At 57.7% G+C, this 14600-nt stretch carries 15 protein-coding genes; 6 read left to right on the forward strand and 9 right to left on the reverse strand.

All coding sequences use genetic code 11. From position 1 onward, the window contains the following. Positions 1-22: 22 nt before the first annotated feature. From AC1DUY_RS01655 to pflB, 3 genes are read right to left on the reverse strand one after another with little or no spacing between them, the layout of a single operon-like run. Positions 23-1627 (reverse strand): aspartate:alanine exchanger family transporter, encoded by a 1605-nt coding sequence (locus tag AC1DUY_RS01655; protein WP_439058441.1) that lies wholly within the window; start codon positions 1625-1627, stop codon positions 23-25. A gap of 36 nt (positions 1628-1663) precedes the next feature. Continuing rightward, positions 1664-2491 (reverse strand): pyruvate formate-lyase-activating protein, encoded by an 828-nt coding sequence (pflA, locus tag AC1DUY_RS01660; protein ID WP_093758490.1) that lies wholly within the window; start codon positions 2489-2491, stop codon positions 1664-1666. Positions 2492-2503: 12 nt separating this feature from the next. Continuing rightward, complete coding sequence (gene pflB / locus AC1DUY_RS01665; protein ID WP_439058440.1) at positions 2504-4774, reverse strand: formate C-acetyltransferase; 2271 nt, start codon at positions 4772-4774, stop codon at positions 2504-2506. 295 nt (positions 4775-5069) lie between these two features. Here pflB and AC1DUY_RS01670 point away from each other — a divergent pair, with 295 nt between their 5' ends. From AC1DUY_RS01670 to AC1DUY_RS01680, 3 genes are all read left to right on the forward strand, one after another. Beyond that, positions 5070-5243, forward strand: coding sequence for a hypothetical protein (locus AC1DUY_RS01670; protein WP_170849664.1), 174 nt, complete (start codon positions 5070-5072; stop codon positions 5241-5243). A gap of 48 nt (positions 5244-5291) precedes the next feature. Then, on the forward strand, positions 5292-5975 hold the full coding sequence (locus AC1DUY_RS01675) for a hypothetical protein (protein ID WP_439058439.1): 684 nt from the start codon (positions 5292-5294) through the stop codon (positions 5973-5975). Positions 5976-6048: 73 nt separating this feature from the next. Next, the gene (locus tag AC1DUY_RS01680; RefSeq protein WP_439058438.1) at positions 6049-6312 is read left to right on the forward strand and encodes a hypothetical protein; all 264 of its coding nucleotides are present in this window, start codon (positions 6049-6051) and stop codon (positions 6310-6312) included. A gap of 145 nt (positions 6313-6457) precedes the next feature. Here AC1DUY_RS01680 and AC1DUY_RS01685 read toward each other — a convergent pair whose 3' ends face one another. Continuing rightward, complete coding sequence (locus tag AC1DUY_RS01685; RefSeq protein ID WP_439058437.1) at positions 6458-6769, reverse strand: HdeA/HdeB family chaperone; 312 nt, start codon at positions 6767-6769, stop codon at positions 6458-6460. A 215-nt stretch (positions 6770-6984) separates the two neighbouring features. On the opposite strand from AC1DUY_RS01685, the gene AC1DUY_RS01690 reads away from it, so the two are divergent. After that, positions 6985-8316: a TAXI family TRAP transporter solute-binding subunit gene (locus AC1DUY_RS01690; protein ID WP_439058436.1), complete on the forward strand. Its 1332-nt coding sequence runs from the start codon at positions 6985-6987 to the stop codon at positions 8314-8316. A 376-nt stretch (positions 8317-8692) separates the two neighbouring features. Then, positions 8693-10615, forward strand: coding sequence for an HWE histidine kinase domain-containing protein (locus tag AC1DUY_RS01695; RefSeq protein ID WP_439058435.1), 1923 nt, complete (start codon positions 8693-8695; stop codon positions 10613-10615). 9 nt (positions 10616-10624) lie between these two features. Here AC1DUY_RS01695 and AC1DUY_RS01700 read toward each other — a convergent pair whose 3' ends face one another. Next, positions 10625-11035 carry a response regulator gene (locus AC1DUY_RS01700; protein ID WP_439058434.1) on the reverse strand — a complete coding sequence of 137 codons (411 nt, stop codon included), beginning with the start codon at positions 11033-11035 and terminating at the stop codon, positions 10625-10627. Positions 11036-11248: 213 nt separating this feature from the next. Then, positions 11249-11848: a hypothetical protein gene (locus AC1DUY_RS01705; protein ID WP_439061210.1), complete on the reverse strand. Its 600-nt coding sequence runs from the start codon at positions 11846-11848 to the stop codon at positions 11249-11251. Between AC1DUY_RS01705 and AC1DUY_RS01710 the strand changes: the two genes are divergently transcribed. After that, positions 11807-11986: an RlpA-like double-psi beta-barrel domain-containing protein gene (locus AC1DUY_RS01710; protein ID WP_478111828.1), complete on the forward strand. Its 180-nt coding sequence runs from the start codon at positions 11807-11809 to the stop codon at positions 11984-11986. The genes AC1DUY_RS01705 and AC1DUY_RS01710 overlap by 42 nt on opposite strands. Before the next feature lie 312 nt (positions 11987-12298). On the opposite strand, the gene AC1DUY_RS01715 is transcribed toward AC1DUY_RS01710, so the two are convergent. The 3 genes from AC1DUY_RS01715 to AC1DUY_RS01725 all read right to left on the reverse strand — a co-directional run bounded on the left by AC1DUY_RS01715 (position 12299) and on the right by AC1DUY_RS01725 (position 14060). Next, positions 12299-12751, reverse strand: coding sequence for a DnaA N-terminal domain-containing protein (locus tag AC1DUY_RS01715; RefSeq protein WP_439058431.1), 453 nt, complete (start codon positions 12749-12751; stop codon positions 12299-12301). Then, on the reverse strand, positions 12748-13452 hold the full coding sequence (locus AC1DUY_RS01720) for a hypothetical protein (protein WP_439058430.1): 705 nt from the start codon (positions 13450-13452) through the stop codon (positions 12748-12750). The genes AC1DUY_RS01715 and AC1DUY_RS01720 overlap by 4 nt, the downstream gene beginning before the upstream one ends. 284 nt (positions 13453-13736) lie before the next feature. Continuing rightward, positions 13737-14060: a hypothetical protein gene (locus AC1DUY_RS01725; RefSeq protein WP_439061180.1), complete on the reverse strand. Its 324-nt coding sequence runs from the start codon at positions 14058-14060 to the stop codon at positions 13737-13739. Positions 14061-14600: the final 540 nt, after the last annotated feature.

The following is a 14600-nucleotide window of genomic DNA, read 5'->3' on the forward strand; positions in this document are numbered from 1 at the left end:
TCCTCGATCGTCGTCACTGGCGCTATTGCCCGCCTGTACTGCCTATCGTCAAAAGCCCGACGATCTGCGCCGCGATCACTTTCAAAAGTGTCATCGATGGGAAGATCATGGCGTAGCCGATGTCTGGGCGTTCGGTCGGCGCCATTTTCGTTGAATAGACCAGGATGGCAGGGTTTCCAGTTGCGCCGGATGCCACGCCGACCAGGTCATCGTATGGGATCTTCAGAATGTAGTGGCCGACAACGAGGACGATGAACACTGTCGTCAGAAGTATGGCAACGCCGATGAACAGCATTGTGAATCCCGATTCCGCTACGGTGCGGACGAAGGGCTGTCCGGAATTCACCCCAACAGTTGCGAGAAAAATCGCGAGACCGAAGTTCCGAAGAACGATGTTCGCTGGCAGAGGCATGGTCCAAAGCATCGGTCCGGTGCGGCGGAGCTTGCCGAGAACGAGCGCAACGATTAGCGGGCCGCCGCCGATGCCGAGCGTCACAGTACCCACGCCCGGAATCGGAATAGGGATCAGACCGAGAAGGACGCCCATCACCATGCCGAGACCGAGCGAAACATAGCTGAAGTCAGCAGTCGCCTTGATGGAGTCACCAAAATGTTTGCGGATGTCTTCTTTCTTGTCCGGCGGCGTCAGCACTCCGACGCGGTCGCCAAACTCCAGCATGAGGTCGGGAGATGGAACGAGGTCAGCATCGTAGCGCCGCACGTGCAAGATGTGCGCTGGCACGCCGGGCGGCATCGGCAGCTTCGAAAGCGGTACGCCGACCGTGCTGGCCTTGCCAACGAAGACCCGGATGTAATCGAGGTCGGCGCGGTCGCTCGCGAGCCGGCCCGGTTCGAGTCGGCCAAGACGTTCAGCCGCCAGTGCGATTTCCTCTTTGCGATCGGCGACGACGAGCAGGGCGTCTCCCGCATTCAGAATGGTGCCGTCGGTCGGAACGACGTTGCGGCCGTTCTGGCGGACCATCGTGATCTGCAGCTCGGCGAGAGAGTCAGTGGCGAGGTCTCCAAGCGTGACACCGGAAAAGTTCTCGCCGATAGTGATTTCGCCCATATGAAAATGCTGGGCCTTGGGCGGGAACTTGGGCTTAACGAGCCTGGTCATGAAATAGATGCAGAGAATTGGACCGATGACGCCAAACGGATATGCGATTGAATATCCGATCGACGGGTCCTTGTTCTTCATGACGTCGAGCGCGGCCTGTAGTGATGCCGTGCTTGTCATCGATCCCGCATAAAGCCCAAGGGTATGACCAATTTTGATGTTGAATATTTGCCCCAGCCCGAGCGCTACGGCCAAGCCGGTGAGGCACGCAACGAGGGCGAGCAGATTGTATTTCTGCCCAACTCCGCTCATGCCTTCGAAAAATTGACGGCCGTAGAGGATGCCGATCCCGTAGAGGAACATGATTAGACCGGTCAGTCCGATCGGACCAATGATCTGGGCTTTTGGCGCAAAGGCCCCGATCCCGAGGCCGACAAAAAGAACGGCTCCGACGCCCATGGAAAATCCGGCGATGCTGATCTGGCCGACGAGGTAGCCTAATCCAATAGCCAGAAAAGCCGTCAAGATTGGCTGGCTGCCGATGATGTCGCGCGCAAAATCCATCATGTGTCTTACTCCCAAATCTGCTGAACAATTGTTTGATCAGCGTGCTTGACATCCCGCAGCACGGAACTGTCCGAGCACCCGGTTCACCAGATCCGGACTGGGCGGTAGCGTGTCAGCAAGTTTGTATTCGAGACCCATCGCTTTCCACTTGAACGCGCCCATCTGGTGGAAAGGTTGCACTTCCACCCATTCGACATTCTTCATCGGCGCGACAAATCGCGCGATGCCATCGACATTCGCCGGATCGTCATTCTCGCCGGGAACGAGGGTGAAGCGAACCCAGACCGGCTTCGACATCGACGCCAAGCGCTCGGCAAAACGAAGCGTTGGCGCGATGTCGCGGCCGGTAGTTCGACGATATGTTTCGGGATCCGAACTCTTGATGTCGAGAAGAACGAGGTCGATCTCGGACAGATAGGTATCGTCCGCGTGATCGCCGAGGAAGCCGGAGGTCTGCACAGCCGTGTGCAGGCCCATCTTCTTGGCACCGGCAAATATTTGCTGGGTAAACGCGCGCTGTACCATCGGCTCGCCACCTGAGATGGTTAGTCCGCCGCCAAGTGCCCGAAGGGAGGGCGCGAAATCAGCAAGGCGGCGGAGCACGTGGGCGGCCGAGACGTAGGTGCCGTCCTTAAGGTGCCAAGTGTCTGGATTGTGACAATAGGTGCATCGCAGAAGGCAGCCCGAGACGAACAGCACGGTGCGCAAGCCGGGCCCGTCGTAGCGAGAGGACGTCTCATAGGAATGGCAGTATCCGAACGTGCCTTCCTGATCCTTGAATTTGTCCTCATCGGGCGCGTCGGGTGAAATCCCGACCCGGAGGTCATGACGACTTCCCGGCTCCAGTGTCTGCACCGTTGACATGGTGCACCTCGCTCAGATCTGGCCGTGGAAGGTGCGGCTGATCACGTCGCGTTGCTGCTCTGGCGTCAGTCGGACAAAATTCACAGCGTAACCCGAGACCCGGATCGTGAGTTGCGGATACTTGTCCGGGTTCTTCATCGCGTCCTCGAGGACCTCCTTGTCGATGACGTTCAGGTTCATATGAAACCCGCCTCGATCGAAATAGACGTCGAACGCCTTGACCGCTTCATCCACGAGTTGGTCTTCCGACAGATGAGCCTTCTGGGGAGCGACCGAAACTGTGTAGCTGATGCCGTCCTGCGCATCCTTGTAGGGTAGCTTTGCGACCGAGAGGCAGGACGCGAGCCAACCGTGGCTATCGCGTCCATGCATTGGGTTCGCACCAGGTCCGAACGGCTCTCCTTTCCGCCGTCCGTCCGGGGTATTTCCGGTGGCCTTGCCGTAGACGACGTTGGACGTAATTGTGAGCACGCTCTGGGTGTGTGTCGCGTTCCGGTAGGTCGGATGCTTACGGATCTTCTCCATGAAACGCGTGACGAGGCTAGAGGCGATCTGATCAACCCGGTCGTCGTTGTTTCCGAACTGCGGCGTCGACTTGTTACCCTCGTTCTGGTAGTCAACCACAAGTCCCGTCGCGTCTCGCACGACGCGTACTTTTCCGTACTTCATAGCGCTGAGACTATCGGCAACCACCGAGAGGCCTGCTATGCCGAACGCCATCGTCCGCAGGATGTCGCGGTCGTGAAGCGCCATCTCCAGACGCTCATAGAAGTACTTGTCGTGCATATAGTGGATGCAGTTCATGGCGTGGACGTAAATCTTGGCGAGCCACTCCATCGTCGTATCGAACTTGCCCATCACATCGTCGTAGTCGAGGAAGTCGCCCGCAACGGGCTGCGACTGAGGCGCGACCTGCTCGCCAGATACTTCGTCTCGGCCGCCGTTGATGGCATAGAGCAGTGCTTTCGCCAGATTGACCCGCGCTCCAAAGAACTGCATCTGCTTTCCGAGGCGCATTGCCGAAACACAGCAGGCAATGCCGTAATCGTCGCCCCAGAAAGGTCGCATCAAATCGTCATTCTCGTACTGAAGTGAGGAGGTGTCCTTGCTGACTCTCACGCAGTATCGCTTGAAGGGGGCGGGCATCTTGGTCGACCAGAGCACCGTAATATTCGGCTCGGGCGCCGGACCGAGATTGTAGAGCGTGTGCAGCATCCGGTAGCTGCTTCGGGTCACCAGAGCCCGCCCGTCCAAATCCATGCCGCCAACGCATTCGGTCGCCCAGTAGGGGTCGCCGCTGAACAACGCATCATAGTCAGGGGTACGGAGGAAGCGGACGATACGGAGTTTCTGGACAAGCTGGTCCCAAAGCTCCTGGGCCCCGGTTTCGTCCAGAATGCCGGCCTTCAGGTCGCGCTCGATGAAGATATCGAGGAAGCTCGATATACGGCCGATCGACATCGCAGCGCCGTTTGCCTCCTTGATCGCGCCAAGATAGGCGAAATACGTCCACTGGAATGCTTCATGTGCATTCGCTGCTGGCTTGGATACGTCGCTCCCGTAGAGCTTCGCCATTGCAGCCAGATCGCCGAGCGCACGCATCTGCTCCGAGAGTTCTTCGCGCATCCGAATGATTTCGTCGGTTGGCCACATGTCGTCGATCTGGGCGCGTTCTGCCTGCTTGACCTCAAGGAGACGGTCGATCCCGTAAAGAGCCAAACGGCGATAATCACCGATAATCCGGCCGCGCCCGTAAGAGTCGGGCAGACCGGTAACGATCCCGGATCTCCGACAGTTCATGATCTCGGGCGTATAGGCGTCGAACACGCCATCATTGTGCGACTTACGATACTTCGTGAATGCTTCGTGCACGCGCGCGTCAGGTTCGAAGCCGGCAGCTTGCAAACCGTTCTCAACCATCCTCAGGCCGCCGAAGGGGAAGATCGCTCGCTTGAAGGGCTGATCCGTCTGCAGGCCGACAATGACTTCGTTGTCGCGATCGATATAGCCAGCTTTGTGTGCCAGCATAGTGGAAGGAGAGGCCGCATCTACCGCAAGCACGCCCTTCTTTCTCTCATCCGAAAAGTAAGGCTGCAGTTTCGCCCATACCGCCTTTGTGCGCTGCGATGGAGCTGCCAGGAAATTCTCGCTACCGGTATAAGGCGTAACGTTCCGGACAATAAAATCGCGCACATTGATCGAAGTCTGCCAGTCTCCTGGCCGGAACCCCTTCCAGCAATCTTTGGTGTCAGCTTCCTTCCTGAGAGCAACACTTGCTTTCATGGTTTCCTCCGGTGCTTCCTCGGTCGCTGTGCCGATGGGGTGATTTTGCGCGAGCAAGTGTTTCGGATGTTGGTCCAGCCGGGCTACTGATGCTTGATCTAGATCAAGCCAACGCTGACCCAAGCGCAGTTGTGTCCACAGAGTTCTTACCTCTCCGTGGTCTTACCCGCCCGAGCGGTCACTCAGTTTAAGGGCGCTGGTCTTGCAGCGATGCGGCGGGACCGCCTGATATGTGCTGCGAACTTGTAGGGGAGAAACGGCTCTTGGCATTGTGTGAATTGAAAGAGGGTTCCGAATGGCTGAAACACCCAAACTCTCCGTAGAGAAAGCGTTGAGTAAACTGCGTGAGAACGATGCAAAATCGGATAGCGCAGTACGCGACGAAAAGAGCGATGCCCTGAATGAAGAAATAAAACGAATGAGAGCGCAGCGTCTGCGGCTAGGTCAGCAGCCGCCCAAGCGCGACTAGTGCCTGCGAGACAAAGACCTTGATCTCTTCCTTCTCGGGAGCTTCGCTGTGATTCCGAGCGAGCCGCCTTTAACGGACGCCTATCTGAGAACGCCAAAGGCCGCGGCGTTTGCCGGGATCATATTCTCGGTCCTGCTGTTTGCGGTGTTTGGGCTCATGCGGCTCTCAGTCCCCTCCGATCCTTTCGAACGGGGAGCTTGGCTTGCGGGGGACACTGCTTATGTCACGCTTGCCATGAACCTAGTGCCATTCGCCGGGATAGCTTTTCTATGGTTCGTGGGAGTTCTTCGCGATCGACTTGGGGCACGGGAAGATCGCTTTTTTGCTACGGTCTTCTTAGGAAGCGGATTTTTGATGTTGGCTATGCTCTTCGCCGCGGCCGCGGTTGTTGGTGCGATCATCATTGCCTTCCACGCGGCACCCGAGTTGCTCATTCACTCTGCGACGTTTCACTTCGGGCGCGGCCTGGCCTACGGGATGGTCAACATCTATTTGGCGAAGACGGCGGCCGTCTTCATGATCACGACATCGACTATTGCTATCTATACCCGTTTGACGCCGCGTTGGCTCGCGGTCGGCGGATATTTCATCGCAGCTGTTCTTTTGCTTGGAAGTAATTACTTTGATGGAAGCTTGCTCGTTTTCCCACTGTGGGTCTTGGTCGTCAGCGCGTCCGTCCTGTACGACAGGCGGCCCGTTCCTAGTTCGGAGGCGCTGCCGCCGCAAAATTAAGGCGTATTGGTTTATTGATGGTAGCACAGACGCAAGGCCGTCATCGCTATCGCATCATAGATGGAGCATGTCGATGTGGATACTGATGTACGTCTTTTCCTACTCAGTTAGCCCTGCGGTGACAAGCGACAGATCGGAATGGAGACTTCTTCCAACTGTCGTGTTTCAGGAGTTCTCCAACGAGCAACGATGCGAGAAGGCCAAGCTGATGCTTGAAGGCAGCTTAAAGGAGGCGGGAGCCAAGTTGAAAAGCGGGCTTGAAGACCTGAAGAGTGTCGGTAAGGCCGACCCTGCGCAGATCATCATTGCGTTTAATGTGGAATGCCTTCCGAAATAGATCGTGCCGCCACGATATCGCTATCGTCTTACTCGACAGCCAGTACCGGCGATGAATAGATGAGCTCCACGAAATCACGACGTGCCTAAAGCGGTCACTCGATGCTCACTTCTTGTCCGTACTTTGGTGTTAGCAGCGATACTCTCTACCGCGGTCGTGGCATCTTGATGCCGAGCGCCCGTTCAACGCCGGACACCACCGTTGCGCGTGGGTTTATCGAACAATAGTCTTTCACCACCTTAGTGGCTTGCGCGAATTGATAGAGGTCGATGGTGTTATTGCGAACGCTCGCGTTGTAGTAGCCGCTCAGCCACATGGCGCCGGAGAAATCCTGGAAGCCGAGCTTAGTCAATTCACTGCAGCTCGACTTGCTCATGTCGACGACCATCTTGTCCTCTGCAGCGGCCGGCGCAACCAATGATGATATGACCGTGGTCGCAACCAGTAATTTATGCATGCTGCCCTCTGCATCGTTTCATACGCAACCAAGCGGCCGCGCTATGCCTCGGCGGGCAGATTCCGCTGGTTGCGGCTACCCGGACTTGATCTGAATCAATGAGCGGCCGGGTCAGGGGTCCATTAGCGTCGGTCATTTCCTGGCAGTAGGCTGACAGCTCCTCTTTTTACGGTCCCAAAGCCGCAGTGGAGGAGTTTTTGTGCGAGGCACGCAGCATGGACGCGATCAAGCTACCCATCTGGCTGCGGGTCACTTTGGTCGCAGGCGCTGTCGTTCTGATGACGAGCGCCGGACTATTTGCCTGGCACTGGCATGCCCGGCCTACAACCCTCTCCATCGCGGCGGGGTCACTGGATGGCGAGGCGAGCAGGTTGGTCGCTGCATTGGCTAGCAGGCTGGCGCAGCAGAAGGCGCCGGTGCGGCTCAACATCGTTGAGGCAGCGGGCGCTGCCGAAGCGGCCGATGCATTTTCTTCCGGCACGGTGGATCTTGCCGTGGTCAGGGGTGACGTTGGCGACCTCTCGCAGGCGCAAGCGGTCGCCGTTGTGACGCATACGGTGGCTCTGCTGGTCGCTCCACCGGGCTCTCCTATTACTGATATTGCAAGCCTGAAGCGCGCCAACGTCGGCGTAGTCGGCGGCGATATCAATCAGCGGCTCGTAAAAGTCTTGATCGACGAGTATGACCTCACGCGATCTGGGGTCGTCTTCAAGAATATTGGGCTGGCTGACACGCGACGCATGATCGACTCCAAGGAAGTGCGCGCGATACTGATCGTGATGCCACTTGCGGAAAAGTATCTGTCGCTTCTGCGCGGTCTGTTTCCGCAGGCCGGGAAATCCGGCCCAACACTGATTCCGATCGAATCGGCTCCGGCTATTGCCCAAAAGGAGCGGGCGTATGAGTCCTTCGACATCCCAAAAGGTACGTTGCGAGGCTCTCCGCCCAATCCGGCGGAGGACGTCACTACGCTGCGGACCTCATTCTATCTGGTTGCCCAAAAGACGTTGAGCAGCGACCTCGTGGCGGACCTCACGGAATCCGTGATGAAAGCGCGGCGCGACTTATTGGCCGAATTGCCGATCTTGGCTCAGGTCTCGGCGGCCGATACAGACGCGTCCGCCTATCTGCCGGCGCACCCGGGGGCGGCGGAATTCTACAACGGCACGCAGGTGAGTTTTCTGGACAAATGGGGCAACATAATCTTTTTGGTGCCGATGATCGTGGGCGCGCTTGCGTCAGTGTTCGCTGCATCCTGGAAGTTCCTGTGGGCGAAGCCGCCGCTGACCCAAGAGGAGGCGCTGGATGTACTCTATGCACTCGGACGGCGTATCCGTGGCAGCAGCGACGAGGCTGAACTCGACGAAATCGAGCGTGAGATCGACGGAGTGCTTCAGACGCAACAATTAAAGCGCGCGTCGAGCGATGAGGAGGCCCGCGATGTTGTTGCGCTAAACGTGGCAGCCCATCGGCTGGAAAACCTGATCCATGATCGCAAGCTGTTGGTTGGGGCGCAGCGAACTGGCGCGTCTGGAGAACAGGCCTAATGCAATTCCTCGCGCGTTGCCCGAGCGCACGCCGCTCTCGAGGTTGCCTGCCGTGTGCGGCGTACCGCTCGTAGCTTCGGTCGACCGAACGCAATCGGGCAAAATTGCTAGTAGGGCGAAAGGTAGTCGACTTCCATCGTTTCAAGAACAGGACAATGCGGGGTGTTGCTGGCATCACCTCAGCCAGACCCCGTGGGATTTCGTGGCTCCGGTTTCAGAATTCGGGAACGTCTCGGGCAGCGCCGTAACTGCCCTCGGCCCGGTCGAGAATGATCCAGAACGAATGTCGCAACGTATTTGTAACTGCCGCTCTAGCTGGGGATTGCCTCCCATGCTTTGATGTTGGGGCAGGGATCATTCCAGGGCGGAGGCACTCTTGACTGGCAATGGCGTGGGGCGGCTAGGGGCAGTTGATCCGACCCGGCAATGGGTCACCGCGATTGGCGTGACCGTGGCGGTTGGCTTCGCGTTTTTTCTAGCGGCGCGGCTCGGTCTTACTCTGCTGACAAAGCCTGATGGCGTGGCCGTGTTCTGGCCGGCTTCCGGTGTTGCCACCGGAGCCCTGATAGCGCTTGGTCCCCGTGCCAAATTGCCAGTTGCGATCGGGACGGCCGCGGCAACGATTGCAGCCAATATGTCGGGAGACAGAACCTTGGCAGGCTCTGTCATCTTTGCTCTGTGCAATGCCGGTGAGGCATTGCTTGCCGCTGGCCTTATTGAGCACAGATTTGGTCCGGGTTTCGCTCTCGACCGGTTGCGACATGTCCTCGAATTGCTCGCGGCAGCGGTTTTCGCGAGCGCTATCTCGGGGATCGGCGGGATCTTGGGGTTCAAATTATTCCAGGGTTCGACAGCACCGATCTTGACCATTTGGGAGCACTGGTTCGCGTCAGCCGCGCTTGGCATCGTAACCTTTGCGCCTTTGCTGATCGGAACTGGCGCGGCCGTGCGCAACCCGCCGTCGGCAAACGAGGCTGTGGAAGGATCATTACTGCTCTTGGCAATAACTGTGCTGGGCGCCCTTGTTGTCTTTCCGCCGCACGGATCATGGACGCATGTGGTTCCCATCGCGCTGCTGTTCCCGCTATTGCTGCTGCTGACGGCCCGTTGCCAACCGATGTTCGCCGCGGCAGCAGCATTCATCTTTGCGCTGACAATCGTGTGGACTATAGCCTTTGACATTGGGTATTTCGGCACCCCTTATCTGCCGATAGACGAACGCGTCGTGGGCGCGCAAGCCGCCATCCTGACAACGTCGCTCTGCGCGCTGGTTCTTGCCTCTCTGTTCGCAGAGCGGCGTGAGCACGAGGCAGCGGTTAGCGAGGTTGCGGCCCGGTTGGAAGAGGCGTTGGAGGCCGGTGCGGTAATGGCCTTCGAATGGGACGCTCGCACCGGCTTGTCGCGACATAGTGAAAATGCTGCGAACGTACTTGGCTGCGACACACTAGTTCCGTTAACAACAATTCGCTTTTTTGCGCTGGTTCACCCTGATGACCGCGCTCGCTTCAAGTCGCAGGTGAAAAATGTCCGGCCGGACAAAACTTCGTATGCAATCACCTTTCGAGTGATGCACCCCGACGGTCGGGAAATGTGGCTTGAAGAAACGGCAACGGCCGAGTTCGACCAAGCCGGGGAATGCATATGCATCAGGGGCCTGACCCGCGATATAACGGAACGCAAGCGAGCTGAGGAGCATCAACGGTTGCTGGTGGCAGAGCTTGATCACCGCGTCAAAAATGTGCTTGCGCGGGTCGGGGCGGTCGCCATGTGCACGAGACAGGGCAGCAGTACGATGGACGAATTTGTCCAATCCCTCGATCAGCGCATTCAAAGCATGGCAATTGCCCATGAGTTGTTAAGCCAGAATAAGTGGGAGCGAGTTCGCGTCGCGGATATTGTCCGCCTCCAGTTGGCGCCCTATGCGACGAAAGCAAACACGACGACTTGCGGACCCGATATCGCGCTCAACGCCGTGGCAGTTGAGGCGCTGGGGATGGTGTTGCACGAGCTTGTGACGAATGCATCCAAATATGGCGCACTGTCGATCCCGGAAGGCAGGGTGTCCGTAAGCTGGGGCTCCCGCAGCAATGGAGGCGCCGCGAAAGTTTTGAACATCGTGTGGCGCGAGACAGGGGGTCCACCGGTAGAGGCTCCGCCTCAGGAAGGATACGGAACAAGCCTCATTTGCAGTCTCATCCCGCATGAGCTCGGTGGTACGGTCAACCTTGCATTTTCGTCTGAGGGTATATCCTGTACAATCGAGATACCACTCAAAACAGGCATAGCCGATGCCACGTGAAAGGACCTCTCATCGTTCCTTCTGTCTGTTAAGGATAGGGCGCAACATCGCGAGAAGTGTTTCCGCTCTTACGGGTTTCGTCAGAATGGCCTCGGCCTTGCCGGGAGGTAGAGAGACGGACGAGTAACCTGTGACGACGAGAACGGGAATACAAAGTTCGTGCAGGCGATCAATCAAGTCGTTAGACCGCTCGCCGTCTCGGAGATTGATATCGATGATGCCTACATCGGGAGCATCTTCGGCAATCAGGCGCTCGGCGTCGGCTATGGTAGCAGCTGGACCGGATACATCCGCTCCCAATAAGCGAAGCAGTCGTTTCATAGCATTGCCGAGTTGCCAAGAGTCTTCAACCAATAGGATATGTGTGCCTTTCAGTTCCGACGGTCCGCTTGCAATGGGTTGGTGACCGATCAGCGCCATGTTGAATCCCTGCGCAATGGTATCTGTTGTGACCTGTCTTCATTGCTGCCACGCCAGCGATTATCGGAACGCTAACGCTCAAATCCGTGCTTGTTCCGGAAGCGGGAAAGCCTATGCCGACGAAGCCCTTTCTGAGGCCCACAACCTTGTCGCTGCAATCGTAAAGTGGCAAATCCCCGCCAGTTTCAACTGTTCACCAGCAGATTTCCGAGTTCAGAGCCTCGTGGAAGGAACGCTATTCAGTGTCAAGTTCCTCACAATGTATAACGGTGTTCTGAAGGTCAATTGATAAGAAGGCTTCGGCACCCAGGAGACCAGTAACGAGGCGCCGAACAAATGGTTATCACTGTCATCTAACTGGTCTAGGTCTATACGAAGTAGTGGCTGAGTGAACGATCCAATTGGATTAAAATTGAGGAGCCGTGCGCCTCCGAAAGACTGAACCCCGACGCGACCGGTGAGCTTCCAATTGTTGTCCCACCGGTAGTAGCCGCCGATGTAGCCGATCAGATTTGCATTGACGGTGGCCAAGACAGCACCGGCTGCCACCTTTGTGTATTGAAGGGCGGCCAGCATTCCACACGTCTCGTCATCGTTCAGAGCGTAATCCGCTTCGATGACGTTGTTGAAAGATGTCGTCGCCAGCGAAGCGTCGGGCACGGAGCGCGTTAAAGTCTCCTGTATCGTAATCGTCGGGATCAGGCCGCCGTTCTGGCGGTATATGTCAGCCTGGAGCCCGACGTTCCAGCTATTGTTCGTGAATGCGCCTGCATGGGTGGCGGCGGCGCACCGCACCAGGCGCTTCCGAGACACGTCACGGTCACGAACAAGAGAAGCGGGCGATCGGCCCGAGCCCGGATCACGGACCGGGGGCAGTTTATCAAGGGGCGCTGCATTTATCTGTCTCGAGCCGCCGCCAGCGCAAATCGGCTGACGGCATCGCCAAGGTGACCGTCCTGCGGGAGGTCACGGGGAGGCTCGGCCAGAGTCATACGTGGAAACACACGTGTAAATGCGTGCACGCGTGTACCGCTTGCGAGGTGATCTACTGACAAAATGCTAGGGGCTGCGACCCCGTGTAACACGAAAAACAGGGCATACGGTCCCTACGCCGGGGGGGGGCGCGTCTGCGCAATATACTGGCTGGTCCTGTCCCGTGGTGCGATGTGGCGTTCGACATCCGAAGGGCCGTCGAGCCGTATAATTCGCTGATGCGCTAGCGCTCATGTTCCGCCAATTGCATACTTCGGCAGCGCACGTCGGTCATTGCGGATCAGGTGGGGCAGCACGAACCTTCACCCGCATCACGGTTGGCTTCTCAGCTTGCCACGCCTCGAGGAGCGTCAGACCGAACTGAGCATTGACGTAGTCAGCGACGAAGTTGGTCGGTGCAGCCAGCGTGACGACATCCGCCGTTTCGCCAACGAAGCTCAGCTTCGCGATCCAGGCGCCGCATTTGTCATCGCCAAGCCGCCTCCGTAGACGCCTCACAACGGCGGCCAGCAGCGGATCCGTGTCCCACCGCCTGAAAGGGTCGGGGCGAGCAGCTTGTGCGGCGACTACGGACTGCCCCGTCTTGGAAGTCCGCGGGGCGTCGTCGATGACGTGCACAAACGCCTCGATCAACCTGGCCAACAGCCTCGCATCAGCATCATCGACCTTTCGAAGCGTGTCTGCCAAGCGAGACAGGCGATCCATTGAAATGCCACCTGTCATGCTGCCCTCCGGCTCATCAGTTCGAGTCGAACCCTTGCCAGGCTTTCTTCGGTCAGGCTGCCGGATCGCTGCTGGGCGGTGAGCTGGTCTAGCCGGCCGGGAGCAAGTTCGCCGAGCAATTCCCAGCCAAGGGCCACGTCCCCGCGACCCAGCCGACCAGCAATTTGCGATTGCAGCGCCTCGGATCGAACAGGCGGTGGCGTGGAAGGGGGTCGCGCGCGCGCGGCAGTAGAGCTCTCGGTAGAAGAAGAAGGTTTAGTAAAGTCAGTGTTTGGTTTCTTCATTTCTTTATATGCAGCCGCGCTAGCCGGCGCCGGGTCAGCCGGAGCCGGGTATTCAGGCTGCGGTAGAAATGCCACAGCGTCTGTTACAACATCGCCTGCGACATCATCGACGTCCGTCACGGGGGCGGGCTCGTCACGGATCACATATTCGAGGGCGACGAACGCACCATTTTCATTGCGGATCGTTTCGCGGGTAACGTAACCGGCAGCAATCAGGGTGCGAAAGATTCGCTGCATGCGATCCTTGCCAACACCCATGACCCGTCCGACCTGCGACAGATGCACACTCCAATTCGGAGGTCGTGACAGCAGATATCCCAGGACGCCTTTTTCATCGACGCCGATCCTGCCGTCTTCCCAGATCGAATTTGGAAACGACGCGTAGCGGGAACTGTGCTTTCTTCTGATTATAGTCATCGACGCTCGTTCCGATTGAGCAGTTTTTGGGATTTCCGGCCGTTGCGTGACGCATCCAGAGGCGGCGCTCGTAATAAGGGGCCGCGACGTCCACGCAGGAATGACCGAGAAGCGTGGAACAGAGCCCACACACCATGCTCTAGAAACGCGAAAGCCCGGCGATGAGCCGGGCTTGAGCGAAATGCATTTTGTTTCGCCAAGCTCATGGAGCCTTGGCGTTGCGCCTGGATCTTTATCTGATCCACGTTGACCTGTCCTTCGTACCGGTCGGCACGTCTTGCAGCTCAACCTGACTCTCTTCCAGTTGGAAAAGGCGTCTCGCGCGAGAATGCGTGGATGAAAATACTGAGTCCGTCCTTCGTGTCAACGCTGTTGATAGCAGCAGCTGAACGACATGCGGGACCAGCACGCTTCACAATGAAGTTGCATTCTGCAGGAGAATTCACGGCGCGCTTCGCGCGTCTCATGGCCTCCGCGAGGCCGATGAGTGCGCCGAAGCCGTATGGCTCCTCACGATCCGTTCCGACATCCGTGGGATGTAAGACCGGATAGATCTGCTCCTCGGTGACGATGACCGGTTGCAGGCGTCCGAGGTCGGATGAAAACACTGATTCGGTGCTTTTTGTCGAGCGCCGTAATACCTAAAGGTTCATTGGCAGATTGCCGTCATGCGCATCGAAAGGGCCGCCCGAGATGCTCGCTAATGAATGAATTTTTGCAGCGCTAATCCTGGCCGGAGAAAAGAATTGTTCAGTTGAGGAACATTTCTTGGAGCGATAGCGAGCGATATCGGCAGAAACTGTTCCGGGAGGAGTTTTATTGCGTGAATCCGGGCAGGGCGGCGGTTCAGTAGTGTGCTCTGTTCTAAGCTGCAAAACCAATGCGGCCTGTCACCTCTGCGGGAAAGCAAAAGGCCCGGCACGATCGCCGGGGTTTTTGCGATACTGCTTGGGGTACTTCACCGATTTTGCAGAGAATCGGTTTGCTCCAATCCACCATCTGCGAGACTCGCTTTCGAAGAAGCAGCAACGAGAAGAGGCGCACGGATCATCCCGGTCAGCCGTTCCCTCGGACCTTAGAGAAGGGCAATTATGACAGGCCGTTGTCGTACTTCGAATAACGCGAAGAACTGATCGGGGGTGCAGGAA

This window comes from Tardiphaga sp. P4_G1 (genome assembly GCF_056401215.1).